Raw genomic sequence first — 26925 nt, forward strand, 5'->3', positions numbered from 1 at the left:
CTGTTGGCCACCTCGTCTTCGCCCCAACGTGGTTGCCCGGCAAAAACGCCGCTGCAACCGCCGCGAAAAAACGTCAACATGGCGCGATTGAAAGCTGGCCGCCCTGCTTTGCCGGGGCAACGGTAAAAGACAAAAGAACGAGGAGCCCGCGTTGCGCACATTCCGGATCGGCTTTCGCGGCTTGTTCGTCAAGCTCGTACCGACGTTCATCGTCGTGGGGTTCGTCGCGATGGTGCTGTCGTCGGTGCTGACGAGCGTGTTGTGGCGCACGCATGCGGAAAGCGACATTCGCCGTTTTCTCGGCAATCTCGATCGCCCTGCACTGGCCGCCGCGACCGGCGCCGTCGACTTGCGCGACCCGGTCGCCTGCCGCGCCGCGGCCGACGCGATGTTCTGGCAGATCGCACGAATCGGCGCGCGCGACGTGATGGATTTCGCGCCGATGATGGGCTTCTTCGGCGCCGGCCGGTTGCAGGTGCGCATCGCGCAGCCGGATGGCGCGGGATGCGAAACGTCGCCGGCCGCGTCGCCGCTGCTGTCCGACGCGTTCGCGGCGACACCGGCCGACCCGGCGGCGCCCGACACGATGCTGCATCGTGACGGCGACTGGGCCATCGTCACGCGCATCGCGCTGGCCGGCGGCGCGATCGCGCGGATCGGCGTCCATTACTGGCCGGGCTGGCAACTCCACTACGAGATCGCGGACGACGCCTCGGCCTACGACCTGATCCGCACCGTGCTGTATCTCGGTGCGATGGGCGCGAGCTTCGCGGGCTTGCTCGTCTGGTTGCTGGTGCGGCGCGTGCGGCGGATGACGGCGGCGGCCGACCGCTGGGCGGCCGGCGACCTGTCGGCGCGGATCGCCGATGCGTCGCGCGACGAACTCGGCGCGCTGGCCGCGCATTTCAACCGGATGGCCGATGCGCTCGCGCGGGCGTTCGGCATGCAGAAGGCGCTCGCGGTATCGGTCGAGCGCACGCGCATCGCCCGCGACCTGCACGACACCGCGAAGCAGCGCAGCTTCGTGCTCGGCCTCAAGCTGACCGAGCTGGAATACGAGGCGCAGCGTCACCCCGACCTGTTGCCGACCGTCGGCGCGGCGCGACGTCTGGCCGATCACCTGCAGCAGGATCTCGACAACGTGGTGACCGGCTTCAGCCTGCCCGCGATTGCCGAGGACGGCCTGCGTGCGGCCGTTTCGCACGCGGTGCGCGACTTGCTGGCCGGCTCGGGCATCGCGTGGTCGCTCGACCTGCCGGATGCCGCGGCGCGCACGCTCGATGCCGATCCGGCGGCCGCGCACGAGTTGCTGATGATCACGCACGAGGCGGTCGCGAATGCGCTGCGCCATAGCGGCTGTCGCCGCATCGACATCGCGTGCGAACCGGGCGATGCTGTCCACGCATCGGCCGCCCGTCCGCCGGCACACTGGCGATGGAGCGTGCGCGACGACGGCGCCGGTTTCGACCCGGCCGCCGTGCCCGTCGGCATGGGGCTCGGCAATTTGCGCTGGCGCGCGGACGCGCTGCCCGGCGGCAGGCTCGACATCGTGTCGGGCGCGGACGGCACGCGCGTGACCGTCCATTTCAATCCGATGGAGACCACATGACCACCATCCTCGTTGCCGACGATCACGCGGTCGTGCGCGAAGGCATCCGTGGCCTGTTGCGGCTCGATGCGTCGTTCGAGATCGTCGCGGAAACGGACGACGGCGCGTCCACGGTCGAGCAGGTACGCGTGCATCGTCCCGACGTGCTGTTGCTCGACCTGATGATGCCCGGCATGGGCCACGCCGGCGTGCCGGCGGTGATTCGTGCGATTCGGGCGGCGAGCGGCGACACGCACATCATGGTGCTGACGTCGTCCGACGACGATGCGCTGGCACTGGCCGCGATCGACGCCGGCGCCGATTCGTTCCTGCTGAAATCGATGCGCGGCGAGCGTTTGCTGCAGGCGATCCATGCGGCCGTCCACGGCGAACCGACGCTGCACCCCGGCATTGCGCAGCGCATGATCGGTGCGTTGCGCAAGCCGCCGCGCAACCCGTTCGCCGCATTGACCGCGCGCGAGCTCGAAGTGCTGCGCTGCCTGGCCGAGGGCGGCAGCAACGCGCGCATCGCCGCGACGCTCGGCATCACGGAAAAGACGGTCAAGACGCATCTCGGCAACGTGATGTCGAAACTGCATCTGTCCGACCGCACGCAGGCCGTCGCGCTCGCGTGGCGCGAAGGATTGATGGCGCCGAAAGCCTGACGTCGCCGGGCGGCCAGTGCCGGCCGCGCGTCGACCGCGCTTCCCCGTATCTACGACTTTCGTCGGATCCTTTCCGTCGCCAGCGCGCGACCTTCGCCCGATGCGCGGCGCGGCCGGCGTCCCTAAAGTGGCGCTGTCGCGCGATTCCGCGCATTCGTTACGGCGAAAACATGAGACCTGCCTGGCTGTTGTGCCTTCCTGTCGCGCTGGCGGCATGCGCGCCGCTCGAACCTTCCGCCGCGGGGCGCGACGTGCGTATCGTCACGAGCGACCCCGGCGGCACCTGCCGCCACCTCGGCGACGTGACCGGCAGCCGCGGCAACTTCCTGATCGGCGGCTTCATCCCCGATGCGACGCTCGAGACCGGGGCGCGCAACGACCTGAAGACCCGCGCGGCCGCGCTCGGCGGCAACGTCGTGGTGCTGCTCACGCAGCGCGGCGTGCAAAGCGGCAGTTTCGACGGTACCGACGGCGGCTACCTGCGGCAGACCGGCGTCACGCTGACCGGCAGCGTGTATCGCTGCCCGGGCGCCGGGGCGTGACGATGCGTGCCTTCGCCACCCTGATATGGAGCCTCGGTATCTCCGGCTGGCTGCCCGGCTGCGGCGGCGACGGCAACGAGCCCGTCGTGCCGGGCGGGCTGCCGTCCGCGCCGCCCGAGATGCTGCGCGCCGCGTGGCAGGACGGCGCGTTCGTGCCGCAGACACACGGTATCTGGGCGCTTGCCGGCACCGGCGCGATCGCCGAGATCGGGCCGCACGGCGCGGTCATCTACAACACGACGCGCACCGGCAACCTGTGCTGGCGCGATCCCGCGTACAACGCGAGCACGGCGGCCGTCTCCGGCCTGATCGGGATGTATGCACGCTGGCGCGGCGGCATGGTCTTCACCGACTCGCCGGACGGCATGCAGCTGCATGCGCGCCCGCTGGCTGCGCTGCCCGACGCGTGTCGCATGACGGGCAACGGCGCGCCGTCGCCGCTCGCGACGTATGACGCGGTCGCCGCCCTGCTGCTCGACTTCCATTCGTTCGCGGCCGACTACGGCATCGACTGGGCGGCGCGTATCGCGCGACTGCGCCCGCAGGCCGCCGCCGCCGGCAGCGACGCGGCGCTCGGGCCCGTGCTCGATGCGCTGCTCGGCGCACCGGTCGATGCGCATACCAGCATCAGCGACGAAAACGATTCGTTCACGCTCGGCTGGCGCGACGAAAACGCACCGCAGCAGACCTTCCGCCGGTTGCGGCATGCGTGGATGCAAGAGGCGCCCGCTACGTCGTTTCCGGCCTGGCTCGGCGTGTGGCACGCGCGGCAAACGCAGGCGCGGCTCGGCCTCCTGCGCGCCGATGCGCGCGGCATCGAATTCGACGGCAGCCTGGTCTGGGGCGTGCTCGACGGCAATATTGGCTATCTCGCGATCGACCGGATGGGCGGCTTTGCGGGCGGCCCGATCGCCGACATCGAGCAGGATCGGGCCCGGCTCGCCGCCACGCTCGATGTCGTGCTCCAGCGGCTCGGGCAGACGCATGCGCTCGTGCTCGACCTCGCGTTCAACCAGGGCGGCGCGGCGCAGATCGCGCACGACCTCGCCGCGCGCTTCGCCGACCGCAAGCGGCTCGCCTATACGCGTGCGCTCCCGCAGGCGGCCGGCATCGCGCCGCAGCGATTCCATGTCGAACCGGGCGGCGCCGTGCGCTATGCGAAGCCCGTCGTCGTGCTGACGAGCGACGTGACCGTCAGCGCCGGCGAATACCTGACGCTGATGATGCGCACGCTGCCGCACGCGATCCAGGCCGGCCAGACCACGCAGGGTGCGCTGTCCGGCGGCTTCGGCAAAGGGTTGCCGAACGGCTGGATGATGGGCATCGCGAATCATGTGACGCGCGATGCAGCCGGCGTGTCATACGAAGCACGCGGAATCCGGCCCGACGCGGAATTCGACGTGATTCCAGACGATGCGTCGGACTCGGGTTACGGCCGCGCCGTGTTGCGCGCCGCGGCGCTTGCCGGCGAAGCCGCGCTGTCGCACCGGACCCGGCGCACCATGCGCGACCGACCCCACCACCGCGCGCGAGGGCGGCCCGAAGCGCGACGCATCACGGCGCGGGCCTTCAACGGCCCGACGCGGCTTCCCTGAAGAAATCGAGCAACTGGCGTGTCAGGAAGGCCGGATTCTCGTCCGGCAGCCAATGGCCCGTATTCGGCGCAACGGCTCCGCGAACGTCCAGCGCCAGCTCCCTCGCCATGTCGAGTTCCTTGGCGCCGTTGCTCTTGTCGCCCGCGAGCGCCAGCACCGGCATCGGGAGCTTGTGCTTCATGAACGCCTTGAACCGCGTCTCGTCCTGCGGAAACGCGCGATAGAGTTCGAACCCGGCGCGTAGCGCGCCCGGCGCCGCGTAAGCGTCGGCGTAGACGGCGATATCGTCGTTCGACAGCGCGACGTGGGTTCGCTTCTTGTAGAAATCGAGGATGTACGCGCGCTCCTTGCCCGCAATCAACATTTCCGCGATATCGCGCTGCTGATGCAAGCCGAAATGCCAGATCTGCGGATCGGCGCCGGCCTTCGCTTCGTCCCAGATACGCGTGCCCGGCACCGGAACGTCGAGCATCGCAAGTTTCACGATCTCGGTCGGCCATTGCGCGGCGTACGCATAGGCCACCATCACGCCGATGTCGCGGCCGACGAGGTGGATGCGCGTCGCGCCGAGCTGGTGAACGAGGGCGCGGATGTCACCCGCCATCGACGCCTTGTCGTAGCCGCCGAGCGGCTTGTCGGATTCGCCCGCGCCGCGGTAATCGACCGCGACGACCCGATACCCGTCTTCGGCGAGTGCCGGCATCACGTGACGCCACGTGTACCAGGTTTGCGGCCAGCCGTGCAGCAGGACCACCATCTCGCCGTCGTCCGGGCCGCCGGTCACGTAATGGAGTCGGACGTCGTCGAGCTGCGCATAGCGTCGGCTGAAGCGCCGCTCGAAACCGGCCGGCAGGCCCGGCGCCGGCATCCCTGGCATCGATTGTTCGGATCGTTCGTTCTGCATGGGTCGTCATCCGTTGCTGTGTCGGTCGCCCAGCCTGTCGACCTGCTTCACGCCCCGGAGCAGCCATGGCCGAAGTTGCCTCGTGAGGAGCGGCATGATGATCCAGGTCAGCGATGCGGTCAGCAGCGCTGAGCTGAGCGCGAGTTGGACAGGACGCTCCGACGCTGGCAGGAGCGCGTTCAGTAGGTACGTGATCGACAGCAGGACCGGGTAAACGGCCAGCCACGTCACGAGAAACGTTTTCCACTTCGGTGTAGCGGGCTTGCCGGCGATCGCGAATCACGCATCCATGCCGACCGCGGCATCGCGATGCTCGTCCGATATCGTGTCGCCCTTCGCCACCAGCTTTCGCCGCTCCGCGGAGGCCTCCCACGCATGCAGGTGCGCCGGCGAGTCGAACCGATAAATCAGGTAGTTGATGCCGCTGGAATCGCTCAGGCGAACGTTTCCGAGGTGCCCCGGGTAACGCCGCGCCGCCGCGTCGATCTCGCGCGCCCAGCGATCGAATTGCCTTTCCCGTCCCGGATGAACGACGCGACCGACGACGATCGTGCTGGACTCACGCATCGTGTCGGGTGGGTGAAGGTGCTGGCTGTCGTGCATTGAGGCGCTCACGGGAGTGGGCGGTGAATTTCGTCGCCCGGCAGCTGCCGGTGGCGGCCGGGAAAACCTCGGATACGCGGTCCGGGCGAACCTGCCGGGCTGTCGCGAAAGCAAACCGCGATCCTGCTCGCAAGCCGGCCGCGTCGCTCATCGCGCTTCGGCGCTCCATCGGGCGGCCTGCGGCGACGGCGCGGCAGCGTCATCCGATGCCAGCGAATCCGCTACCAAATGAACGCGCGCTGTAATTTTTTCAGCGCAATCGAAAGCGGTGAGCGCGACGGGTGACCGGTCAGCGGATCGCCATGCGCCGAATCCTCGCGCCACGCCCTCGTTTCGTCTTGTCATTCGCGTGCCACCGTAGGCCGGTAACGTTCGAAGCCGTCCCCGATTCCGACAAGCGATCCGCCATGCAGCGCCCGTCGCGCGCCACGCCCCACGTCTACGCAGCCACGTCCCGCGCCCTCGTCGTCAGCCTCGCGATCAACCTGCTGCTGCTCGCCGTCGAGACGGCGGCGGCATGGTCCGCGCATTCGTCGGGGCTGCTCGCGGACGTCGCGCATGCGGCGATCGACCTTGCGGCCGATGCGCTGATCCTCGTCGCCTGCCGGCTCGACGCGCGCCTGCCGCCGCAGCGTCGCCCGACCTACGAGCCGCTCGCGCTCGCGGGCCTCGGCGCGTTGCTGGCCATCACCGGCGCGCAAATGATCTGGCATGCGCTGACCCGGTTCGATACGCCGCCGGTCGTGCAGCCGGGCGCGACCGCGCTCGCGCTGGTTGCGGTCACGCTCGCCGGCAAGGCCGTGCTGTCCTGCTGGATGCTGCGCAAGGCGCGCGAGACCGGTTCCGCGCTGCTCGAGGCGAGTGGCTGGCACGTGCGGACCGATGCGCTGTCGTCGTTGCTCGCGGCGCTCGCGATGAGTGCGGCGCTGGTTGGCTTCGGCCGCCTGGACGACCTGGCCGCGCTCGCGATCGGCGCGCTCGTGATCCGCACCGGCGTCGCCTTCATCCGGCGCGGCTGCGCGCAGTGGCCGGCATGGGCCGATTGGGCGAATCGCTCGACGCGGGGTCGTGAACTCGGGTAGCCGCACGACCCGTCGCCCAATCGATACGCATGAGCGACGGCACGGGATGAAAAAGAGGCTCGCGCGGTGCGAGCCTCTTTTGCGTCAAGTCGCCATCGTCGCGACGCCGGTGACGTATCGATCGATGCCGATGTACTGCCGGGCGAACGCATCCGTTGCCGCTCGGTCGGCATCGACTACACCACTCACCCGAGCGGCACGACACTCCCGAGCAGAATCCGCACCAGCGTCGCCTGACGCGTGACGCCCGTCTTCGAGAAAATCGCGCGCAGGTGCGTACGCGCGGTGTTCTTGCTGATTCCCGATTCGTCCGCGGCTTCCTCGAGCGTCAGCCCGTTGGTGAGCAGCAGCGCGAGCGACGTCTCGGCCGGCGTCAGGTCGAACAGCTTGCGGATGATTTCCTGCGCGCCCTGCGGCTTGCGATCGGGATCGCGCAGGAACAGCGTGACGGCCGGCCGGCGCCGGTTGTCCTCCGACCAGTCGGACAGCAGCACCGTGCGCACCAGCAGCCCGAGGCGCGGCTTGTCGAAGCTGCGCGTGATCGGCATCGCCTCGACGGTTGCCGCGGCTGTGCCGTGATGCCCCATCACCGCGTGGCGGATCAGCCGCTTCAGCGTGCGGTTCTCCTGCGCGTCGGTCGCCTCGATCGTGCCGCGCGCGATCGTCAGCCCGTTGTTCTGCTTGAGGATCTCGTCGGCGACGCTGTTCATGTCGATGATCGTGCCGTTCTCGTCGAGCGCGATCGTGCCGACCTGCATGCGGTCGATCGCGTTCGCGTAGATTGAGCGCTCGACCTCCGCCGAATCGAGCCGCGAATGCAGTTCCACCGCGCGCTTCAGGTGCGGCAGCAGCAGCGCGCAGACCGCCTTGTCGCGCGCGGAGAACTGCTTCGACGCATGGTTGCGGCACACGCGGAACCGGCACTCGACGCCCGACGGCGTGCGCAGGTCCGCGCCGAGGATATAGCGCACGTCCTGCGGCTTCAGGAACTGCTTGTACAGCTCGCTCGACAGCCAGCCCGTGTCGCCGAACACGTCGTCGACCGTGACGACGCGATCGGCCGGCAGGCCGACGAACGGGTCGAGCGAATAGTAGTAGTTGTTGTACGACGCCTCGCCGTCGCCCGGAACGACCGGGCCGAATTCCGAGGCGTGCACGGACAGCGGCGCGCGGCGATCGCTCGCGGCCGCGCGCAGGATCAGCGTCACGTAGTTCGCGTGCAGCCAGCGACGGACGAGCTCGAGCGCGCCGGCCCACGGCGGCGTCTCCAGCGGACCCTGGTAGATGCGCGCCATCAGCTCGCTGAAATCCGCGACGCCGATGTCGGCCTCGTCACTGGTTGCCTGGCTCTCTTGCGGAGCCCATCTCGTCTCCATCAGCACGCTCCATCCTCCATACGACATGTTTGCGGTGCGACCGAGCCGCGCCGCCATGATTTAAGACGCGTCTAAATTCCGGCGTCATCGGGAGATTCACTGAATGGCGAGAATTGGCCATCCGGGCGGGCAAACCATCGTCCGATCGGATGATGTGGCGCCCTGCCCGCTGCGCTGGAATGCCCGTCAGGCCGTGCCGGCAAGCGTCCGGCGCGGACTCAGGGAAAACCGCGACACGGGTTTACCTGATTCAGACCGCATCCGATTCAGACAGGAGTTCCCATGCCGCTCGACCCTCAGGCGCAGGCGCTGCTCGCCGCATTCGCCCACGCCCCCGCGATCGATTTCGCGCAGCTCACCGTTCCCGCGTACCGCGCGAGCCTCGCCGCCGGCGGCGCGTTCGCGCCCGGCGATGCCGTCGCCGCCGAAGCGGACTGGCAAATCCCGGCAGCGGGCCGTCGATTGCCGGCGCGGCTGTATCGGCCCGCCGTCGACGGGCCGTTGCCGCTGACCGTGTTTTTCCACGGCGGCGGCTTCGTGTCGTGCGGCATCGACTCGCACGCGAACCTGTGCCGCAGCCTCGCGCATCGGGCGCGCACGCTCGTGCTGTCGGTCGACTACCGGCTCGCGCCCGAGGCGCGCTTCCCGGCCGCCGCGCACGATGCGTGCGACGCCGTGCGCTGGGCGGCGGCCAGTGCACGCGATCTCGGCGCCCGCGCCGGCGCGGTGGCGGTCGCCGGCGACAGCGCGGGCGGCAATCTCGCGGCGGTCGCCGCGCTGCAGTTGCGCGGCTCGGGCATCGCCATCGCGCACCAGTTGCTGCTGTATCCGGTCGTCGATTGCGCGACCGAGCATCCGTCGTACGAATCGCTCGGCAACGGCTATTTCCTGACGGCCGACATGATGCGCTGGTTCAAGGGCCACTACTTCGACGACGGCGCCGATCGCGCGTCGCCGCTCGCGAGCCCGCTCGCCGCGCCGGATGTCGCGGGCGTCGCGCCGGCGACGATCGTCAGCGCCGAATTCGATCCGCTGCGCGACGAGGCCGAAGCGTATGCGCTGCGTCTCGCGCGGGCCGGCACGCCGGTGACGCTCGTGCGCTGGCCGGGCCAGTTGCACGGTTTCGCGAGCATGCTCGGCGCGGTCGACGCGGCCGAGCACGTGCTGACGTTCGGCGCCGACGCGCTGCGCCGCGCCTTCGACGCGACGGAGGCGTCATGACGCTCGCCGGCACGCTGGAGATCGTCGACGAGTTGCGCGCGGGCCGCATGGTCCTGCTCGTGGATGAAGAGGATCGCGAGAACGAAGGCGACCTGGTGATCGCCGCCGATCACGTGACACCCGACGCGATCAATTTCATGGCGCGCTTCGGGCGCGGGCTGATCTGCCTGACGCTGACCGCCGAACGCTGCGCGCAACTGCGGTTGCCGCCGATGGCCGACCACAACGGCACGCCGTTCGGCACCGCGTTCACCGTCAGCATCGAGGCGGCCGAAGGCGTGACGACCGGCATTTCGGCCGCCGATCGCGCACATACGATCCGCGTGGCCGTGCGTTCGGGCGCACGCCCCGACGATCTCGTGCAGCCCGGCCATGTGTTTCCGATCGCCGCGCGGCCGGGCGGCGTACTCGTGCGCGCCGGGCACACCGAGGCCGGTTGCGATCTCGCGGCGCTGGCCGGGCTCACGCCCGCGTCGGTGATCTGCGAGGTGATGAACGACGACGGCACGATGGCGCGGCTGCCGGAGCTGAAGGCGTTCGCTGCGCATCACGGGCTGAAGATCGGCACGATCGCCGACCTGATCCATTACCGCCGCGAGCATGAGTCGCTCGTCGAACGCGTCGGCGAGCGACCGCTGCATACGCCGTGGGGACGGTTCCGTGCGATCGAGTATCGCGACGCCGTGCACGGCGCGCCGCATCTGGCGCTCGTGCGGGGCGAACCCGATCCGGCGACGCCCGTGCTGGCGCGCGTGCACGAATGCCATTCGCTGCTCGACCTGCTCGACGCGGAGCCCTCCGCGCATTCGTGGCCGCTGCACGCCGCGCTGCAGCGCATCGATGCGGCCGGCTGCGGCGTGGCGGTGCTGCTCGATTGCGACCTGCGTGGCGACGCGCCGCGGATGCCGGCCGGTACGGCGCGCCGCGACGGACGCGTGACGGGAATCGGGTCGCAGATCCTGCGCGACGTCGGCGTGCGGCGGCTGAACGTGCTGTCGAGCCCGTTCCGGCTGCCGGCGTTGTCGGGGCACGACCTGGAGATCATGGCGTTCATTCCGCTCGGCGACGACGATCCGGAAGGCGCGCGGGCGATGCCGGCGAATTCATTGCGGGCGGCGTGAGGGTCGGCGCGGGAAGCCGGGGCGCGGCACGCTGCCGTTCGTTGCCGTGGAAGGGTGTTTCGTCGATGCCTGCCAGCCACCGTGCGTGCTCGACGGGATCGCGGCGGGCCGCCGCGCGGCACCGCGGCTCATCCACCCGGACGATGCGCGCCCGTCCCGCCGCCGCACAATGGTCGCCGTGCCCATCCTTTCGTCCGCCCCATGGAATCAGCTGACCTCACCACCGCGTTCAGCCCGCTGCAGATCGGCCCGTTGACGCTGCGCAACCGCCTGATCAAGTCCGCCACCAACGAAGGGATGACGCCGAACGGCGTGCCGTCGCGAGCGCTCGTCCGCTTTCACGAGCGCATCGCCGAGGGCGGCGCCGCGTTGACGACCGTCGCATACTGCGCGATCAGCGACGACGGTCGCACGTTCGTCGACCAGGCCCGGCTCGACGCACCGACGGTCCGGCAATTCCGCGTGCTGACCGATGCCGTCCACCGTCACGGCGCGGCGGCCTCCGCGCAGATCACGCACGGCGGCTGCTTCACGTTCCTGCCGTCGCTGTCGACGAAACGGCCATTGAGCGCGTCGGGCGGCTTCAACAAGGTCGGCGTGATGAGCGGCCGCTTCCTGAAGCAGGCGATGACGCGCGAGCAGATGTCGGCGATCGCCGACGAGTTCGCGCAGGCGGCGCGGCATGCGCGCGACGCCGGCTTCGATGCGGTCGAGATTCACATGGGGCACGGCTATCTGCTGAGCCAGTTCCTGTCGCCGCTGTACAACCGCCGCCGCGACGCGTATGGCGGCGACGCCGCGCGTCGGGCGGCCTTTCCGGTCGACGTGCTGCGCCGCGTGCTCGACGCGGTGGGCCGCGATCTCGCCGTGGTCTGCAAGATCGGCGTGACGGAAGGCGTGCGTGGCGGCGGCACGGCCGACGACGCGTGCGAGATCGCGCGGCGGCTCGAAGCCGAAGGCGCGCACCTGCTCGTGCTGAGCGGCGGGATGAACATCGAATCGGTATGGCAGTTGTTCGGCAGCCCGCTGCCGGGCGATGCGCGCGCGAATGCCGACAATGCGATCGTGCGGGCCGCGATGGCGCTGCAGACACTCACCGAGCCGAAGATGGGCGCGTTTCGGGAGATGTATTTCCTGGAGCATTCGAAGCAGGTGCGCGCGGCCGTCCGGATGCCGCTTGCCTACCTCGGCGGCGTGCGTTCGCGCGACAACGTCGCGCGGGCGATGCGCGAAGGGTTCGACGCGGTCGCGCTAGCACGGGCGCTCGTGTTCGAGCCGGGTTTCGTAAACGGGCTGCGCGACGGCCGGCTCGCGCAGTCGGGCTGTACGTCGTGCAACCGCTGTGTGGTGTCGATGTACACGCCCGGTGGCACCGCATGCGTGCTGCGCGAGCCGAACGACCCCGCGCCGAACCGCGTGCCGGCCGCCGGCGCCTGATCGTTCAGCCGGCGTCGCGCGCGCGGGCAAGCGCCGCGAGGTTGCCCTCGCCGAACCCGTGGTGCCCCTTGCGCTGCACGATCTCGAAGAAGATCTCGCCGGGGCGGCGCTTGACGAAGGTCTGGAAGAACAGCCTCGGCACACCGTCGCTGCCGATCTCGCCATCGACCAGCACCGCGCGGCGGCGCAGCGCGTCGAGGTCGACGCCATGCGCCGGCAGCCGCGCGTCGACGTCGTCGTAATAGCGCGCGGGCGGCTCGATGAACTCGACGCCGTTCGCACGCAGCGCATCGACGCACGACAGGATGTCGTCGGTGGCCAGCGCGACGTGCTGCACGCCCTCGCCCGGATGATCGGGCAGGTACGCATGCATCAGCTCGGTGCGGCGCGTGCCTTCCTCGTAGACCGGAATCCGCACCGCGCCGCACGGCGACACCATCACGCGCGATTCCTCCGACACATGCCAGTGCGCGTCGATCTGATGGATCTCGCGAAAGTGCAGCAGGTCGTGGTAAAAATCCAGCCACTCCTGCATGCGGCCCGCGCCGACGGTTTGCGTGAAGTGATCGACCTGCTGCAGGCCGACGCCCGCGCAATCGAGATCGGTATGCGCGGTCGCGATGTCGATCGGCCGGAAATCGATGTCGAAGATCGAGATGTCGCCGACGCCGCCGCGCTGGCCGTCCCGCCCGCGCCAGCGGTCGACGAAATACAGGTGCGAATCGCCGATCCCCTGGATCGCCGGGATCTTCAGCTCGCCGACCCCGACCTTTTCGCCTTCGAACGCCCACGCGCCGAGCTGGATCGCGCGCTCGAACGCACGTCGGGCGTTCGCCACGCGCAACCCGATCGCGCAGACGCCCATTCCGTACTCCTCCGCATAGCGCGCGGCGAACGAATCGGGCTCGGCATTGATCAGGAAATGCATCTGCCCTTGCCGGTACAGCGTGACGTTCTTGCTGACGTGCCGCGCGATCGCCTTGAACCCGAATTGCTCGAAGCGTTGCGCGAGCGCTTCCGGCACGGGCGCCGCGAATTCGACGAATTCGAGGCCGGCCATCCCGAGCGGATTGGCGGCCGGATCGGCGACGGGCGGCGTATCGCTGGACAATGGGTGGGAATTGCCGGGCATTCCAGTCTCCGGGGGCATGCGGTCGATGGGGATTCGTGCCTGTCGCGTGCGGCATGCGCGGCCGAGGTGACGGCGGCGCATGCGCCCCGAACGGGCGAGTTGTCGATGCTGCAGATTTTAACCAGATCGTTCACGGCGGCACACCCCGGCCGAACGGGATATCGTCGCGCCGCCTAGTGCAAACCCGGAAAGCGTTCGATAATCGCACGGACTTGAACGATAATCGCGCACATTGCCCGTTTGGCCAATTGCCGCCGTGTGGCGCGCGCCCTATTCTCCGTTCACCCTTCGACTTCAATGCAGCATCGGACGCGGCGCCGCCACGATTCCACGATGCGCCGTGCCAGGAGACATTGCCATGACCCCCACCTTCGATACCCTCGACGCCGCGGCCGGCGCCCGTGCGCGCAGCCAGGCCCGCAAGGCCGCGATCGGCAGCTTCGTCGGCGCCGTCGTCGACTGGTACGACTTCCTGCTGTACGGGATCGTCGCCGCGCTGGTGTTCAATTCGGAGTTCTTCCCGAAAGTCAGTCCGACGATGGGCACGCTCGCGGCGTTCGCCACCTTCGGCGTCGGCTTCCTGTTCCGGCCGCTCGGCGGCATCGTGTTCGGCCACTACGGCGACCGGCTCGGCCGCAAGCGGATGCTCGTGCTGACCGTGATGCTGATGGGGCTGTCGACGGTCGCGATCGGCCTGCTGCCGGCGTTCTCGACGATCGGCTGGTGGGCGCCCGTGCTGCTGGTGCTGATGCGCGCGATCCAGGGGTTCGCCGTCGGCGGCGAATGGGGCGGCGCGGCGCTGATGGCCGTCGAGAGCGCGCCGAAGCAAAAGAAGGCGTTCTACAGCAGCGGCGTGCAGGTCGGCTACGGCGTCGGGCTCGTGCTGGCCACCGGCATCGTCTCGATCCTGAGCCATACGCTCGGCGAGGCCGCGTTCAAGTCGTGGGGCTGGCGCCTGCCGTTCGTGTTCAGCATCGTGCTGGTGCTGATCGGGCTGTGGGTGCGCAAGAACATGGACGAATCGCAGGAGTTCGTCGAGAAGGTCGAGCATGGCAACCGCAAGCTGCGCCTGCCGGTGCTGGAAGCGCTGACGCGCCACCCGAAGGCGTTCCTGCTGATCGTCGCGCTGCGGCTCGCCGAACTGTTCACGATGTATATCGTCACCGCGTTCGCGCTCAGCTATTCGACGACGAACCTCGGCATGTCGCGCGATCTGTTCCTGAACATCGGCCTGCTGGTCGGCGCGGTGAGCTGCGTGACGATCCCGTGCTTCGCGTGGCTCGCCGACCGCTACGGCCTGCGCCGCATCTACCTGATCGGCGCGCTGATCGGTCTTGCGTCGGCGGTACCGTTCTTCGTCGCACTGGAAGCGCGGTCGATCGCATGGATCGTGATCTTCTCCATCCTGCTGGCGAACGCGGCGCACGACATGGTCGTGAGCGTCCAGCAGCCGCTGTTTACCGAGCTGTTCGGCGCCGAATACCGCTACAGCGGCGCGGGCGTCGGCTACCAGTTCGCGAGCGTCGTCGGCGGCGGGTTCACGCCGTTCATCGCGGTCGGCCTCGTCAGCGTGGCCGGCGGTTCGTGGCACCTCGTCGCCGGCTATCTCGCGGTCGGCTGCCTGATCTCGCTGGTGGTCGCGGCGCGGATGCGCGCGGCGCAATGACGGTGTGAGCGGATGGCCGGCCTGACGCGCGGCCGGCCATTGCGTCGGGCCGGACGGCATTCGGCCTGCCGTATCTCGGGCGCGACGTCAAACACTGTCAGTTAAGCGCGCCGATTCCCCCTTTTCCCCTCTGAACATTCCACGCCGCGCGCCGACCAATGGCATCATATGGGCCTACGTCAGTCACCGATACGCCCCCATATCATGTCGAATCTCATCGTCCACGGCGGCACTCCGCTGCGCGGGGACATCAAGCCGTCCGCGAACAAGAACGCCGTCCTGCCGATTCTGTGCGCCACCCTGTTGACCGATCAGCCGCTGCGTCTCGTCGGCGTGCCGGACATCACCGACGTGCGCAAGATCCTCGACATCTTCCGCACGCTCGGCAGCGACGTGTCGGTCGATTTCACGACGGGTCTGCTCGAACTCCACCATCGCGACACGAAGTTCGATCCGGCGGTCCACCGGCTGCCCGAGGCGATGCGTTCGTCGATCATGCTGATTCCGCCGCTGCTCGCGCGCTTCGGCGTCGCGCGGCTCGAAAACGACGTGAAGGGCTGCACGCTCGGCGTGCGCGAGATCGATCCGCACGTCGAGGTGTTCGAGCGGTTCGGCGCGCACATCGAGCGCACGCCCGATTCGCTGATCGTCCGTACCGACGGCCCGCTGACGGCCAACGATCACTGGCTCGACTACGCATCGGTGACGACCACCGAGAACTTCGCGCTGTGCGCGACGGCCGCCAGCGGCACGTCGACGCTGATGAACGCGGCGTCCGAACCGCACGTGCAGGAGTTCTGCCAGTTCCTCGCGATGATCGGCGTCGCGATCGAAGGCATCGGCACGTCGCGGCTGTGCGTGACGGGCGGCGGCAAGCTCGGCGGCGGCGAGTTCCGCTTCGCCGAGGATTTCCACGAGATCGCGACGTTCCTCGCGCTCGGCGCGATCACGGGCGGCGACATCACGGTGCGCAACTCGTCGCCCGAGCATTTCCCGCTGATCGACCGCACGTTCGCGAAGTTCGGCGTCACCGTCACGCACCGCGACGGCTGGTCGCGCGCGGAACGCGACGGCCCGCTGCGCGTGCGCCGGCCGTTCACGCAGAACATCCTGACCAAGGTCGAAGCCGCGCCGTGGCCGTACCTGCCGGTCGACCTGCTGCCGATCTTCATCGCGCTCGGCGTGCGCGCGGAAGGCAGTGCGATGTTCTGGAACAAGGTCTACGACGGCGCGCTCGGCTGGTCCGGCGAACTGTCGAAGTTCGGCGCGCACGTGCTGTTGTCCGATCCGCACCGGCTGATCACGTTCGGCGGGCTGCAACTGACGCCGGCCCGTGTCGAGAGCCCGTACATCATTCGCGTCGCGATCGCGCTGCTGATGGTGGCCGCGAGCATCGAAGGTCGCTCGGAAATCATGAACGCGCTGCCGATCCGCCGCGCGCATCCGCATTTCGTCGAGAACCTGCGTTCGGTGGGCGCGAACGTCGAGTGGACGAGCAGCGAGTAAGGGCATGACGGATGCGGCGCGCGGAATAGTCGCGTCGCATCCGGTTCCTCGGCTTTTCATGCCGTATCGGCCGCTTCCATGCGCGGCCGCGCAGCGTTCTGCCATCGGTTGCCATCTGTTTACGGCAGCACACTGCGTGCTGCTTCACGCCTCTTTCCCGCAGTCAGCGCCAGCCCGACAATGCGTCATCGGGGCGTCTACTCCCGCGCCCTGCCGGCATTTTCCCGCTCACGGCACAACCAGATTCAGACCTGTCCAATTGCCCAAGCATGAGCCCGGCCATAGGCTGCCTTCCTGCCCCCGGCGGATAGCGCCAAAAAACCGCGCACCCGCGCTCCAGCAGGACAATGCACCGCCTATGGAACCCCGATTCACCCTGGCGCAGATGCGCGACGTCTGGATCGACGCGTATCGTCACGCCGATGTCGAACAGCTCGATTTCGTCGCAAGCCCGAACTTCTTCGTCCTGCACGAAGCTCACATTCGCACGAAAGCGCAATTTCTTGCGCGAATGCGCGTCGTAGCGGCCGAACGTGCATCGAACAGATCGGGTATCGCATATCGGGACGAAACCATGCAAATCGTTACGCGCGGACAACGGGCGACGATAACGGGCATCGGGACGGTACGAATCAACCAGGCAATCGATTCCCGCTTCGATTTCGTCGAGCAGTGGTGCGTGATCGACGCGCGATGGCGCATTGCCTCGCTCCGCCACGAACACAAGTAAGCTGGACCGCGCCGCGGCTGCGTCCCGGCGCTTGAATGAGTCGACTCAATCCGACTCGTTTGCGTCGTTCCGCCTGAGCCTGAAATCGCCTGGCAGCTTGCCTCTGAAACGCCTCAACGGCAGGAGAATTGCTTCGGGGCTCGCGTTGCGGCTCTCAGCCAAAGCACCTGCACGGTAAACGACGATTTCGACTTCGTCGCCTTCACGCAGCCCCCACTCATCGACCAGACCGGCCGGAAGGCGCACGGCCAGACTATTCCCCCACTTCGCAACCCGCATACGACCTCCTTGAATAGATGTCGTCGACTCTATATCTGCCGCTATCCAGCGGACAAGGATGGCGGATCGACCGATTTCCCGTTACCCGACCACTCGCGCGATAATCGCCCATTCCTGCGCGAACACCGCGCATCTCCCCGCGCGCCGCCCATGACGAAAAAGCCCGACCTCGACCGACGCGACTGGATTGCCGGCCTCGAAAAAGGCCTGATGATCCTGGAGGCCTTCGACAGCCAGCACGCGCGCATGACGCCCACGCAGGCCGCCGCCCGCACCGGCCTCACGCGCACGGCCGCGCGGCGCTACCTGCTGACGCTGGAATCGCTCGGCTACGTGTACACCGACGGCAAGCTGTACGGCCTTACGCCGCGCGTGCTTCGGGTCGGCTGGTCGTACTTCGATTCGGCGCGGCTGCCGCGCACGGTCCAGCCTTATCTGCAGCAGCTGAGCGCGTCGCTGAACGAATCGGCGTACGTCAGCGTGCTCGACGGCTGGGAACTCGTGTTCATCGCCCGCAACGGCGTGTCGCGCGTGATGACGACCGGCTTCGTGCTCGGCGCGCGCGTGCCGGCGCCGTTGACGTCGCCCGGTGTCGTGCTGCTCGCCCATCATCCCGATCGCGAAGCCGTGCGCGCGTGGCTCGACGAGACCGAACTGCCGCCGTTCACGCCGCACACGATCACCAACAAGGCGCGGTTGCTCGAACAGGTCGACCAGGCGCGCGACGCCGGCTACGCGGCGATCGAGCAGCAATTGCAGGTGGGCGTGCGCGGCATCGCGGTGCCGCTGAAGAACCGTCACGGCGAAGTCGTCGCCGCGCTGAGCACCAACATGCCGATCGGCGCGGAAACGACCGACGCGGCCGTGCGGCGCGTGCTGCCGCACCTTCAGGAAGCCGCGCTCGCGATGCTCAACGTGCTGTAGCGACGACCGGCAACGCCGTCACCCGATCCGCCACCACCGCGGCAGCAGATTGCGCACTTCGCGTCGCCGGTAACGGTCGTCGATCAGATGCACGACGCCCTCGTCGTGCTCGGTGCGGATCACGCGCCCGGCCGCCTGCACGACCTTCTGCAGCCCCGGATACAGGTACATGTAGTCGTAGCCGTTGCCGAAGCGCGCGTCCATCGCGCGCCGCATCTGCTCGTTGACGTCGTTGACCTGCGGCAGCCCGAGCGTCGCGATGAACGCGCCGATCAGCCGCTCGCCGACCAGGTCGACGCCTTCCGAGAACGCCCCGCCCAGCACCGCGAAACCGACGCCGCGTCCGCCCGCGTCGAAGCGCGCGAGAAACGCATCGCGCTCGCTTTCGGCCATGCCGGGCGCCTGCGCCCACACGGGGACGTCCGGATGGCGCGTCTGCATCAGCGCGACCACGCGCCCGAGATAGTCGAAGCTGCTCAGGAAGCCGAGATAGTTGCCGGGGCGCGTCGCATATTGCGCGGCGATCAGGTCGGCGATCGGTTCGAGCGAGCGATCGCGGTCGCGCCAGCGGGTCGACACGTGGCTCGCCACGCGCACCGTCAGTTGCTCGGCGCGGAACGGCCCATCGACGTCGAGCCAGCCCGTATCGCCGGGCAGCCCCAGCGTGTCGCGGTAGAAATGGAACGGGCTCAGCGTGCCGGAGAACAGCACGGTCGCGCGCGCGGCGGCGTAGCGCGGCGCCAGGAAACCGGCCGGGATCACGTTGCGCACGCACAGCGTCGACTGGACGCGGCGCCGGCGGCCGGCCGCCGCGACGCCGTCGAGCACGGGCTGGCGCGGCATCGGTTCGCCGTGCAGCGTCGCGTCGAAGATCGACGCGCTGTCGAACGCTTCGGCCAGCACGCCGAACTGGATTGCTTCGAAGTGAAAGCGCAGCAGCGCGTCGCCGTTCGCGCGCGGCGCGTCGGTCAGGTGTTCGCCGATCGCCGCGACGAGGTTCTGCACGGCCGACACGATCGGGCCCGGCACGTCGGGATAGGCCGCATAGCGTTCGGCCTGCGCACGATTGAGCGTGCCCCACGCGCGGGCGAGCCGGTCGAACGCCTTGCGCAACGCGGCGGGCGCGGCTTCCCGCGCGGCCGCGAACGCGAACGGATCGAGCGACGCGCTGTACATCTTGCGGGCGCGATCGAGCAGGTTGTGCGCTTCGTCGACGAGCACGCCGACGCGCCACTGGTTCTGCTGCGCGAGCGTGTGCAGCATCGCGCTGCCGTCGTAGTAGTAGTTGTAGTCGCCGATCACCATGTCCGACCAGCGCGCGAGTTCCTGTGCCAGGTAGTACGGACAGACGTCGTGCGCGAGCGCCGCGGTGCGCACCGTATCGCGATCGAGCAGTCCGGCCTCGATCGCCGCATCGCGCGCGGCCGGCAGCCGGTCGTAGAAGCCTTTCGCGAGCGGGCACGATTCGCCGTGACACGCGTTGTCCGGATGCTCGCACGCCTTGTCGCGCGCGACGAGTTCCAGCACGCGCAGCGGCAGCGCGGACGTGCCGGCGCCGAGCGTCGTTGCCGCTTCGAGCGCGAGCGCGCGGCCGGGTGTTTTCGCGGTCAGGAAAAACACGTGGTCGAGCTCGCCCTCGCCGCATGCCTTCAGCAGCGGGAACACGGTGCCGAGCGTCTTGCCGATGCCGGTCGGCGCTTGCGCCATCAGGCACTGCTCGTCGCGTGCCGCGCGATAGATGGCCACCGCCAGTTCGCGCTGGCCGCTGCGGAACTGTCCGTGCGGAAACGCGAGCGCACGCAGCGCCGCGTCGCGCGCGGCGCGATGGGCCGTCTCGCGTTCGGCCCAGCCGACGAAGCACGCGCACTGCTCGGCGAAGAACGTCGCGAGCGTGCCGGCGTCCAGCGTCTCCGTCAGCACGGTCTCGCGCTCGGACACGATGTCGAAATACACGAGCGCGACGTCGATTTCCGCGAGATCGCGCGCGGCGCACATCAGGTGCGCATAGACCTTCGCCTGCGCCCAGTGCAGCGCGCGATGGTTGGCCGGCATCGCGTCGAGGCTGCCGCGATAGGTCTTGATTTCCTCGAGCCGGTTCGCCACCGGATCGTAGCCGTCCGCGCGGCCGCGCACGGTGAGCGTGCCCCACGTGCCGGTCAGCGCGATTTCGGTTTCGTAGCGCGCGCCGCGCTTCGACGTGACCGCGCCGTGCCCGGCAATGCCTTCGAGCGCGGTCGGCGCGGGCGTGAAGCGCAGGTCGAGATCGCCGCGCCGCGCGGTGAACTCGCACATCGCCCGCACCGCGACGACGTAGCTCATGCGGACAACCCCGCCGCCTCGGCGTGCGCAACGCCCTCGCCGGCCCACTCGACGTCGACGACGCGCACCGGCATGCGGTGGGCGATGCAGTACGCGAGCCAGCGCGTCTGGTTGTCCTGCAGCCGGTCGCCCGGGCCCTTCACCTCGATCAGCTCGTAGCGGCGTTCGGCGGGCCAGAAGCGGACGAGATCGGGCAAGCCGGACCGGTTGCTGCGGATATCCGCGAGCAGGCGCGTGAACCACAGCCGCAGGTGTTCGGGCGGCAGGCAGGCGAGCGCTTCGTCGAGCAGGGCGTCCGTCAGCACGCCCCAGAACACGAACGGCGATTGCAGCCCGGCCTTCGTCGCGAAATGCCGGCGGATCGTGTCGCGGTACGCGCCCGAATCGAGCTGCGCGAAGCAGGCATCGAAGGCCGCCGCGCGGCGCACGGCGAAATCGGGCGCATGCAGGTCGGCTGGGCCGCGCTGGAACGGGTGAAAGAACGCGCCGGGCACGGCCGCGAACACGGGCTCCCAGCACAGCAGCCCGAACAGCGAATTGATCAGCGTGTTTTCGACGTAGTGGACCGGCGACGCCGGCTGCGCGAGGTGGTCGCGCACCGCGAACTCGACGCTGACGAACGCGTCGGGACGCGCGAGCACGAGCGTCTCGCGCGGCACGTCGACCGCAGCGGCCGCGCGTTCGACGCGCTGGCCGGCGCGACGCTGCAGGCGCGGCAGCATGCGCTCGACGCGCTGCCGCTCCTCGTCACTCTCGAAGCCGCCGCGCGCGGCGAGCGCCAGCGCGAGCGCGTCGTCGTCGCGCCCGCAGCGTTCGAGCACGCGGATGCGCCGGTGCCGGCTGCCGGGCCACGCGCTGCGCGTGTACGCGTCGAGCGCGGCGTCCCAGTCGGCACGGCGTTCGCACGCCTGGCCGAGCGCGAACAGCAGCTTCGCGCGGCGCGTCGCGAGCCACGGCTGCGCGCAGTCGACTGCGTCCAGCGCGCGGATCAGGTCGTCGAACGGCAGATCGTCGGGCCACGCGTCGAGCGCGTCGCGGCACATCTGCAGCGCGAGATACGCGTCGACGTCACCGCGCTGCTGGAACGCGCGCGACGACGGCGCGATCGGCACGCTTTCGTACTGGAACACGCCGAGATCGGCGAGCACGAATTCACTCCAGTCCTGATGCAGATTGCCGAAGAACATCAGCCGCAGCCGGTCGCACAGCGCGCCGACCGTCACACGCAGCACGCGGTCGTCGCACTGCGCGCACCACGCGTCGAGCGGTTGCGCGACGTCGTGCGCGGGCCGCAGCCGGTCGAGCCAGTCGGACTTGCGCTCGCCCGCATGCGCGGCGAGCGACGGAAAGATGCGCAGCAGATCGGCCTTGGTCGACAGCGCGAACAGTTCGTCGAGCGTGAGCGCCGGCGCCGGATCGACCCAGCCGAGCGCGACGAGCGGCGCAGCGGCGTCGAGCGGGCAGCCGATCTCGTCGTACACGAGCTTGCTCGCGCGGAAATCGGACCCGTTGCGCATCAGCATCCGCACGAGCAGCGCGCGCGACGCCTGCGGCAGCGCCGCGAACTGCCGGACGAACGCGTGCTCGTGCGCATCGAACAGGTCGTCGTAACGCTCGCCGAGCCAGGTCAGCGCGCGTTCGAAATTGGTCAGGTAGTAAAACGCCGGGGGCGTGGGCGAGGCAGGCGTCACGGGGATCGATCACTGTACATTTGTACAGGTCGCAATCATATCAAATGTGACGGACGATGCCGCACGCGGCATCGCCCTTTCGCTGCCCGCCACGGGTCAGAACTGGTAATTCACCGACATGTCGAACACGCCGTTGGTCGACTGCTGCGTGATCGGGCTGCGCGCCGCGCGGCCGACGAGCTGCTCGATCGCGCCGTCCATCGTCACGAACCAGTGCTTGTTCACGAACCACACCATCGTCACGCCGAGGCCGGCCGACTTGATCCCCGCCCCCGACGAATAGGTCGGCAACCCCGAGCGAGCGGCCGCGCCCGGGTTCACGCCGAACCAGCTGTTCATGTAGCGGGAATCGGCGAACGTCACGGTCGGCCCCGCGAACCAGAAGAAGTGTTCGTTGCTGCCCGGCATCGGCATGTACGCGGAGAAATCGCCGGTCCAGCCGTTCGACCCGCCGATGCTGCGCCGGACGTCCGCGCGCAGCACGAGCGGGAAATCCTTCGACACCACGTAGTCGGCCGCGAGCTTCATCACGGGCGCCGCGTTGATGTTGTCGAGACCGTTCAGGTGGCCGAGATCGTCGGCCGAACGGCGTCCGAGGTCATAGCCGACCGACAGGCTCACGCGCCAGTTCGGCCCGCGCAACACGTTCGCGCCGAGCCCCTCGCCGGTCGACAGGAAGAACAGGTCGCGATAGCGGATGTCGAAGTTCGGGCCGCCCATCACGCGATAGCGGTCGGAGCCCGCATAGCGCGGCTGCAGCGTCATCGCGGCGCCGACGCTCACTTGCCAGGTGGGGATATTCGGATCGAAGAGTTTCTGGAGCGGTACGCCCGCCGTGTATTGCCATTCGCCGAGCGGCGAAGGCGTCTGGGCCGACGCGTCGCGGGCGCCGGCGGCGGCGAGCGCGGCGAAGGCCGACAGGCCGGATACGAACCGGCGTGCGCCGGGGGACAGCAACAGGCGAGCAACAGGGGTCAAGGCGGTCTCCGTCGGTTGCGCGAAACGAACCTGAAGGAAAGCGCGTCGCGCTTCATCGGCCGCAACAGCCGGCGGCCTGCCGCGCGAACGTAGCGTGCGCTGAATTAACGGACATCCTACGCGACACGCGCGCAGACGCAAAGCGCCCGTTGTACACGGGCACTTTGCCGAAATCCGGCATGAGCCGGCGAATGATTGCGGAATCAGAAACGCTCGACGTGATAGTCGCCGGCGAGCGCGGCCGGACTGCGCGTCGACATCATCCGCGAGAAGCCGTCGGCGAGCCGGCCGAGCGCGAGCTGCTTCTGGCTCGCGTCCCAGTGCGTGTAGGTGTCGTACGCGGCATCGTCGAACGAAACGGTGACGGCGACCGGGCGGCCGCTGGCGCGAAAGCCGATCTGCAGCACGCCGCCCGGCAGTTCCTCGATGTGATAGTGCAGCGAGCGCGATTCGAAATAGCGGCCCAGTACCTGAGCGATCGCGCGCTTGTCTGGCGATTGCACGTGAATGTCCATGTCGGTCCTCCTTTTCAAGGTTCGCGCGGCCGCTCGCGGCGCATGGCCTCCGCCCGGCATCCGCATCGGCGGCGGGTTCGACGGCGGATCGCCCTGCGGCAGCCCGTCGGGCACGGGCGGATCGACCGGGTCGTCGTGTCCGGGCGGTGGCGGATCCGGATCGACGTCGGGTGTCGTCGGTTCGGGGCGATGCAGCATGGATGGCGTGTTCATGTCACTCCCGCGCGACGGCGCGCGCATCTCGATGGCGAGGCGAGCGCCCGCAAGCACCGTGCCTGCTCTCGCGCCGCGGCCATCGGGCGTTTGGTTCATCGGTCATTCGTCGTAAGCCGCCATGACGAGCCACATCGTGCGCCCCTCGGCGCTCAGTTGCACGGCGAGCGCGAACGGATCGGACGGCTCGCATCGCGCGATGAGCGCCTGCTGCGCGCGCTCCGGGCCGTCGTAGACGGTGTCGTTCAGTGCGCGTACCTCGTCCTTGCCGTCGAACATGCGGCGCTCCGGCCGATAGACCAGCGATTCGCGTTTCCACGTCGCGAAGCGTTCGCGCACGTGGCCGAAGTCGCCGCCGCAGACGTTCGCGTCGTAACGTATCCTTTCCCTGGCTGCATTCATCACGATGTCCTCTCGTCCATACCGGACGCGTGCGCGTCGTATCCGCATGCCCGGCCCTCGCCGGCTTGCAAGCGCCGTGCCGCGGACACCGCGGGTACGGCGCTTGCGCCTTCTCATCGACAAGGAGGTTGACCATGACCGTTCACGCCCCCGGCCGCCGCGACGCCGTGTCACCGGCTGCCGGACTGCTCCGGCTCGCCACGTCGCGCCCGCCGTCCGAAGACAAGACGGAGGAGCGCATCGACGAAGGGCTCGAGGAGACGTTCCCGGCCAGCGATCCGCCCGCCGTCGGCGGTGCGACGCGTATCGACCCCGCCAAGCCGTCCGGCGAGCACGAACGTCGTGCGCCGCACGTCCCTTCCCCGCCCCGCGATCACGGCTGACGGCGGCACCCGGCGCGCGGTGCATGGCAGCAGCGGCGCGCCGGCGAAATCAGGAGCGATCCGATGAAAGTCCTTGAACGCAGATGGCATGAAATCAGCGGCGCGGCCGGCGTCGCGGCGCTCGCCGCGATCGAAAGCGCGGTGGTGCTGGCAATCGTCACGGTGACGGGTATCGGTCACTGACGTCCCGCACCGACCGGCCGCGGCGCCGCCGTGGAAGATGTACAAGCGCGGTGGCAAATTTCTCCGTCGCCCGGCCGCCCAGGCCCGGCGTGCGCGCCGCGCGCGCGGCACGCGGCCTGCTCCCGTATCGTTCCGATCACGAAGGAGGCGTTCATGTATCGCGTCAACGAGATCATGTCGCGCGACGTAGTGTGCGTCGCGCCGACCGACACGATCCGCCATGCGGCCGAATTGATGCAGCGCTTCGATATCGGCGTGCTGCCCGTGTGCGACGGCACCGAACTCGTCGCGATCGTGACCGACCGCGACCTCGCGGTGCGGGCGCTGTCGCACGGTCATTCGCCCGATACGCCGGTGCAGGCGGTCGCGTCCCGACCCGTGCAGTGGTGCGTCGAGGACGATGGCGTCGGCGACGTCCAGCAGCGGATGGCCGACGTGCAGTTGCACCGGTTGCCGGTGCTCGACCGCAGCCTGAAGCTGGTCGGCATGGTGTCGCTCGGCGACATCGCGACGCGCGCCGGCGGTCCGGCGCGCGACGAGCTGGCCAATACGCTCGAGGACGTATCGCTGCCGCGCCGCCGTTGATCGGCGTCCCTCATCACCTCGCGGCCCGTTCTCCCGGCGCATTGCCCGCGCAGCGAATTCGCATGCGCACCGGGTTGCCGCTACGACCAGGAGGTTTTCGATGACAACGGACAAACCGTCGCGCGATCCCGCGCGCATCGTCGGCACCCGTCCGCGCACGGCCGCCGGCGGGCCGGGGCCCGACGTGATGGCCGCCCGCACGTTCGAAGGCGATCGCGTGCTGACGATGGACGGCGACGACGTCGGCAAGCTCACCCACATCATGCTCGACGTGCGCGCCGGGCGGGTCGCGTATGCGGTCGTGTCGTCGGGCGGCCTGCTCGGGTTCGGCGACAAGCTGCTCGCGGTGCCGTGGAACGCGCTCGTCCTCGATGCCGAGCGCGAGTGTTTCGTGCTGCCGGTCAACACCGAACGTGTGCGCGAGGCGCCCGGTTTCGACAAGAGCCGGTGGCCCGCGATGGCGGACCCCGAATGGGCCGAAGCACTGCATGCGTACTACGGCCGCTCGCCGTACTGGCTGATCGAGGAAGGCGAAACGGCGCTCGATTCGCCGCCGTACGAGGCGTCGCCAGGCGGCCCCGAGGACGGCACGCGGCAGCACTGACACCTGCCCGCCGGAAAGCCGATCACTGCGCGGCGGCCACCGTCTTCGCGAGTTGCCGCGCGGCACTCAGGTGCGCGTTCAGCGTCGGCAGCGTGCGGGCCGCGAATGCGCGAAGCTGCGGGTCGCGGCCTTCTTTCGCCTCGGTTTCGTAAAGCCGGACCGCCGCTTCGTGCGCGCGGGGCCCGGCCAGCGCCACGTACGCGGCATCGAACGCGCGCCCGTCCTTCGCCCGCAATGCCGTTACCTCTGGATCGACGAGCATGCGCGTCTGCACCGGCACGCCCTTTTGCGCACCGATATGCCGCAATTCGTCCGCGATACGCGCGTGATCGTCGACCATCCTGCGGGCGAACGCCTTCACGTCCGCGTTCGACGAGCGGTCGAGCGCGAGCTGGCCGGCCTGCCGTTCCACCTTGCCGATCATGCCCGCCTTGTCGACGAATTCGGCATCGATACCGATCGGTCGTTGGGTCAGGCCAGGCTCGTCGGCGGTCGGGCCGGGGCGGATGACGCCGGGCGCGACCTGCGCGGATGACGCGGGCGGCGCCTGCGCGTGCGACAGCGCGGATGTCAGGATACTGACGGCGGCCGTCAGCACGATGGCCATCGGCCGCCGCGTGCCGGGTTTCATTCGGTGGAGTGTCGTCATCCGGGCCTCCGTGTCGGGCGACGGAGCGGGCC

The 26925-nt window shown here is 69.0% G+C and carries 26 protein-coding genes; 15 read left to right on the top strand and 11 right to left on the bottom strand.

Going from position 1 to position 26925, the window contains the following annotated elements; all coding sequences use genetic code 11:
- Window positions 1-151: 151 nt before the first annotated feature.
- From DFS13_RS02630 to DFS13_RS02645, 4 genes are all read left to right on the top strand, one after another.
- On the top strand, window positions 152-1609 hold the full coding sequence (locus DFS13_RS02630; protein ID WP_111441344.1) for a HAMP domain-containing protein: 1458 nt from the start codon (window positions 152-154) through the stop codon (window positions 1607-1609).
- On the top strand, window positions 1606-2253 hold the full coding sequence (locus DFS13_RS02635) for a response regulator transcription factor (RefSeq protein ID WP_034202339.1): 648 nt from the start codon (window positions 1606-1608) through the stop codon (window positions 2251-2253). Before DFS13_RS02630 ends, DFS13_RS02635 begins: the two co-directional genes overlap by 4 nt.
- A 170-nt stretch (window positions 2254-2423) precedes the next feature.
- Entirely contained in the window at window positions 2424-2795 is a 372-nt protein-coding gene (locus DFS13_RS02640) for a DUF4156 domain-containing protein (RefSeq protein ID WP_034202340.1), read from the top strand.
- 2 nt (window positions 2796-2797) lie between these two features.
- Window positions 2798-4390, top strand: coding sequence for a S41 family peptidase (locus DFS13_RS02645; protein ID WP_241308665.1), 1593 nt, complete (start codon window positions 2798-2800; stop codon window positions 4388-4390).
- On the opposite strand, the gene DFS13_RS02650 is transcribed toward DFS13_RS02645, so the two are convergent.
- Window positions 4365-5294: an alpha/beta fold hydrolase gene (locus DFS13_RS02650; protein WP_111441346.1), complete on the bottom strand. Its 930-nt coding sequence runs from the start codon at window positions 5292-5294 to the stop codon at window positions 4365-4367. The genes DFS13_RS02645 and DFS13_RS02650 overlap by 26 nt on opposite strands.
- 279 nt (window positions 5295-5573) lie before the next feature.
- Window positions 5574-5897 (bottom strand): hypothetical protein, encoded by a 324-nt coding sequence (locus DFS13_RS40735; RefSeq protein WP_241308664.1) that lies wholly within the window; start codon window positions 5895-5897, stop codon window positions 5574-5576.
- A gap of 407 nt (window positions 5898-6304) precedes the next feature.
- On the opposite strand from DFS13_RS40735, the gene DFS13_RS02660 reads away from it, so the two are divergent.
- Window positions 6305-6979 carry a cation diffusion facilitator family transporter gene (locus tag DFS13_RS02660; RefSeq protein WP_069352223.1) on the top strand — a complete coding sequence of 225 codons (675 nt, stop codon included), beginning with the start codon at window positions 6305-6307 and terminating at the stop codon, window positions 6977-6979.
- Between the two features lie 185 nt (window positions 6980-7164).
- On the opposite strand, the gene DFS13_RS02665 is transcribed toward DFS13_RS02660, so the two are convergent.
- Entirely contained in the window at window positions 7165-8355 is a 1191-nt protein-coding gene (locus DFS13_RS02665) for a LuxR family transcriptional regulator (protein WP_012493335.1), read from the bottom strand.
- Window positions 8356-8637: 282 nt separating this feature from the next.
- On the opposite strand from DFS13_RS02665, the gene DFS13_RS02670 reads away from it, so the two are divergent.
- The 3 genes from DFS13_RS02670 to DFS13_RS02680 all read left to right on the top strand — a co-directional run bounded on the left by DFS13_RS02670 (window position 8638) and on the right by DFS13_RS02680 (window position 12134).
- On the top strand, window positions 8638-9576 hold the full coding sequence (locus tag DFS13_RS02670; RefSeq protein WP_060266085.1) for an alpha/beta hydrolase: 939 nt from the start codon (window positions 8638-8640) through the stop codon (window positions 9574-9576).
- Window positions 9573-10697: a bifunctional 3,4-dihydroxy-2-butanone-4-phosphate synthase/GTP cyclohydrolase II gene (gene ribBA, locus DFS13_RS02675; RefSeq protein WP_109342477.1), complete on the top strand. Its 1125-nt coding sequence runs from the start codon at window positions 9573-9575 to the stop codon at window positions 10695-10697. The genes DFS13_RS02670 and ribBA overlap by 4 nt, the downstream gene beginning before the upstream one ends.
- Before the next feature lie 201 nt (window positions 10698-10898).
- Window positions 10899-12134 carry an NADH:flavin oxidoreductase gene (locus tag DFS13_RS02680; RefSeq protein ID WP_077187037.1) on the top strand — a complete coding sequence of 412 codons (1236 nt, stop codon included), beginning with the start codon at window positions 10899-10901 and terminating at the stop codon, window positions 12132-12134.
- Window positions 12135-12138: 4 nt separating this feature from the next.
- On the opposite strand, the gene DFS13_RS02685 is transcribed toward DFS13_RS02680, so the two are convergent.
- Complete coding sequence (locus tag DFS13_RS02685) at window positions 12139-13266, bottom strand: 4-hydroxyphenylpyruvate dioxygenase family protein (protein WP_006494863.1); 1128 nt, start codon at window positions 13264-13266, stop codon at window positions 12139-12141.
- A 358-nt stretch (window positions 13267-13624) separates the two neighbouring features.
- Between DFS13_RS02685 and shiA the strand changes: the two genes are divergently transcribed.
- The 3 genes from shiA to DFS13_RS02705 all read left to right on the top strand — a co-directional run bounded on the left by shiA (window position 13625) and on the right by DFS13_RS02705 (window position 17168).
- Window positions 13625-14932: a shikimate transporter gene (shiA, locus tag DFS13_RS02695; protein ID WP_058903117.1), complete on the top strand. Its 1308-nt coding sequence runs from the start codon at window positions 13625-13627 to the stop codon at window positions 14930-14932.
- A gap of 204 nt (window positions 14933-15136) precedes the next feature.
- Window positions 15137-16438, top strand: a complete 1302-nt coding sequence (locus DFS13_RS02700; protein ID WP_006485223.1) for a UDP-N-acetylglucosamine 1-carboxyvinyltransferase — start codon at window positions 15137-15139, stop codon at window positions 16436-16438.
- A gap of 358 nt (window positions 16439-16796) precedes the next feature.
- Window positions 16797-17168 (top strand): DUF4440 domain-containing protein, encoded by a 372-nt coding sequence (locus tag DFS13_RS02705; protein ID WP_012493332.1) that lies wholly within the window; start codon window positions 16797-16799, stop codon window positions 17166-17168.
- A gap of 45 nt (window positions 17169-17213) precedes the next feature.
- Here DFS13_RS02705 and DFS13_RS02710 read toward each other — a convergent pair whose 3' ends face one another.
- The gene (locus tag DFS13_RS02710; protein WP_080431249.1) at window positions 17214-17447 is read right to left on the bottom strand and encodes an AbrB/MazE/SpoVT family DNA-binding domain-containing protein; all 234 of its coding nucleotides are present in this window, start codon (window positions 17445-17447) and stop codon (window positions 17214-17216) included.
- Window positions 17448-17597: 150 nt separating this feature from the next.
- Between DFS13_RS02710 and DFS13_RS02715 the strand changes: the two genes are divergently transcribed.
- Complete coding sequence (locus tag DFS13_RS02715) at window positions 17598-18371, top strand: IclR family transcriptional regulator C-terminal domain-containing protein (RefSeq protein WP_006485222.1); 774 nt, start codon at window positions 17598-17600, stop codon at window positions 18369-18371.
- 18 nt (window positions 18372-18389) lie between these two features.
- On the opposite strand, the gene DFS13_RS02720 is transcribed toward DFS13_RS02715, so the two are convergent.
- From DFS13_RS02720 to DFS13_RS02740, 5 genes are all read right to left on the bottom strand, one after another.
- Window positions 18390-20690 (bottom strand): ATP-dependent DNA helicase, encoded by a 2301-nt coding sequence (locus tag DFS13_RS02720; protein ID WP_111441347.1) that lies wholly within the window; start codon window positions 20688-20690, stop codon window positions 18390-18392.
- Complete coding sequence (locus tag DFS13_RS02725; RefSeq protein WP_111441348.1) at window positions 20687-22381, bottom strand: VRR-NUC domain-containing protein; 1695 nt, start codon at window positions 22379-22381, stop codon at window positions 20687-20689. Before DFS13_RS02725 ends, DFS13_RS02720 begins: the two co-directional genes overlap by 4 nt.
- Before the next feature lie 96 nt (window positions 22382-22477).
- On the bottom strand, window positions 22478-23359 hold the full coding sequence (locus DFS13_RS02730; protein ID WP_006491220.1) for a MipA/OmpV family protein: 882 nt from the start codon (window positions 23357-23359) through the stop codon (window positions 22478-22480).
- Window positions 23360-23562: 203 nt separating this feature from the next.
- Window positions 23563-23874, bottom strand: a complete 312-nt coding sequence (locus tag DFS13_RS02735) for a hypothetical protein (RefSeq protein WP_006479035.1) — start codon at window positions 23872-23874, stop codon at window positions 23563-23565.
- Window positions 23875-24189: 315 nt separating this feature from the next.
- On the bottom strand, window positions 24190-24489 hold the full coding sequence (locus DFS13_RS02740; RefSeq protein WP_012493330.1) for a hypothetical protein: 300 nt from the start codon (window positions 24487-24489) through the stop codon (window positions 24190-24192).
- 134 nt (window positions 24490-24623) lie between these two features.
- Here DFS13_RS02740 and DFS13_RS02745 point away from each other — a divergent pair, with 134 nt between their 5' ends.
- The 3 genes from DFS13_RS02745 (at window position 24624) to DFS13_RS02755 (ending at window position 26244) form a co-directional block, all read left to right on the top strand.
- Window positions 24624-24872 (top strand): hypothetical protein, encoded by a 249-nt coding sequence (locus DFS13_RS02745; RefSeq protein ID WP_006491222.1) that lies wholly within the window; start codon window positions 24624-24626, stop codon window positions 24870-24872.
- Window positions 24873-25208: 336 nt separating this feature from the next.
- Window positions 25209-25640, top strand: a complete 432-nt coding sequence (locus DFS13_RS02750) for a CBS domain-containing protein (RefSeq protein WP_006491217.1) — start codon at window positions 25209-25211, stop codon at window positions 25638-25640.
- Between the two features lie 100 nt (window positions 25641-25740).
- A complete protein-coding gene (locus tag DFS13_RS02755) occupies window positions 25741-26244 on the top strand; it encodes a PRC-barrel domain-containing protein (RefSeq protein ID WP_058903113.1) in 504 nt (167 codons plus the stop codon).
- A 22-nt stretch (window positions 26245-26266) separates the two neighbouring features.
- Here DFS13_RS02755 and DFS13_RS02760 read toward each other — a convergent pair whose 3' ends face one another.
- Window positions 26267-26893, bottom strand: a complete 627-nt coding sequence (locus DFS13_RS02760; RefSeq protein ID WP_111441349.1) for a DUF4142 domain-containing protein — start codon at window positions 26891-26893, stop codon at window positions 26267-26269.
- Between the last annotated feature and the right edge of the window lie 32 nt (window positions 26894-26925).

The organism is Burkholderia sp. 28_3, assembly GCF_003253915.1.
Taxonomy (GTDB): Bacteria; Pseudomonadota; Gammaproteobacteria; order Burkholderiales; family Burkholderiaceae; genus Burkholderia; species Burkholderia cenocepacia.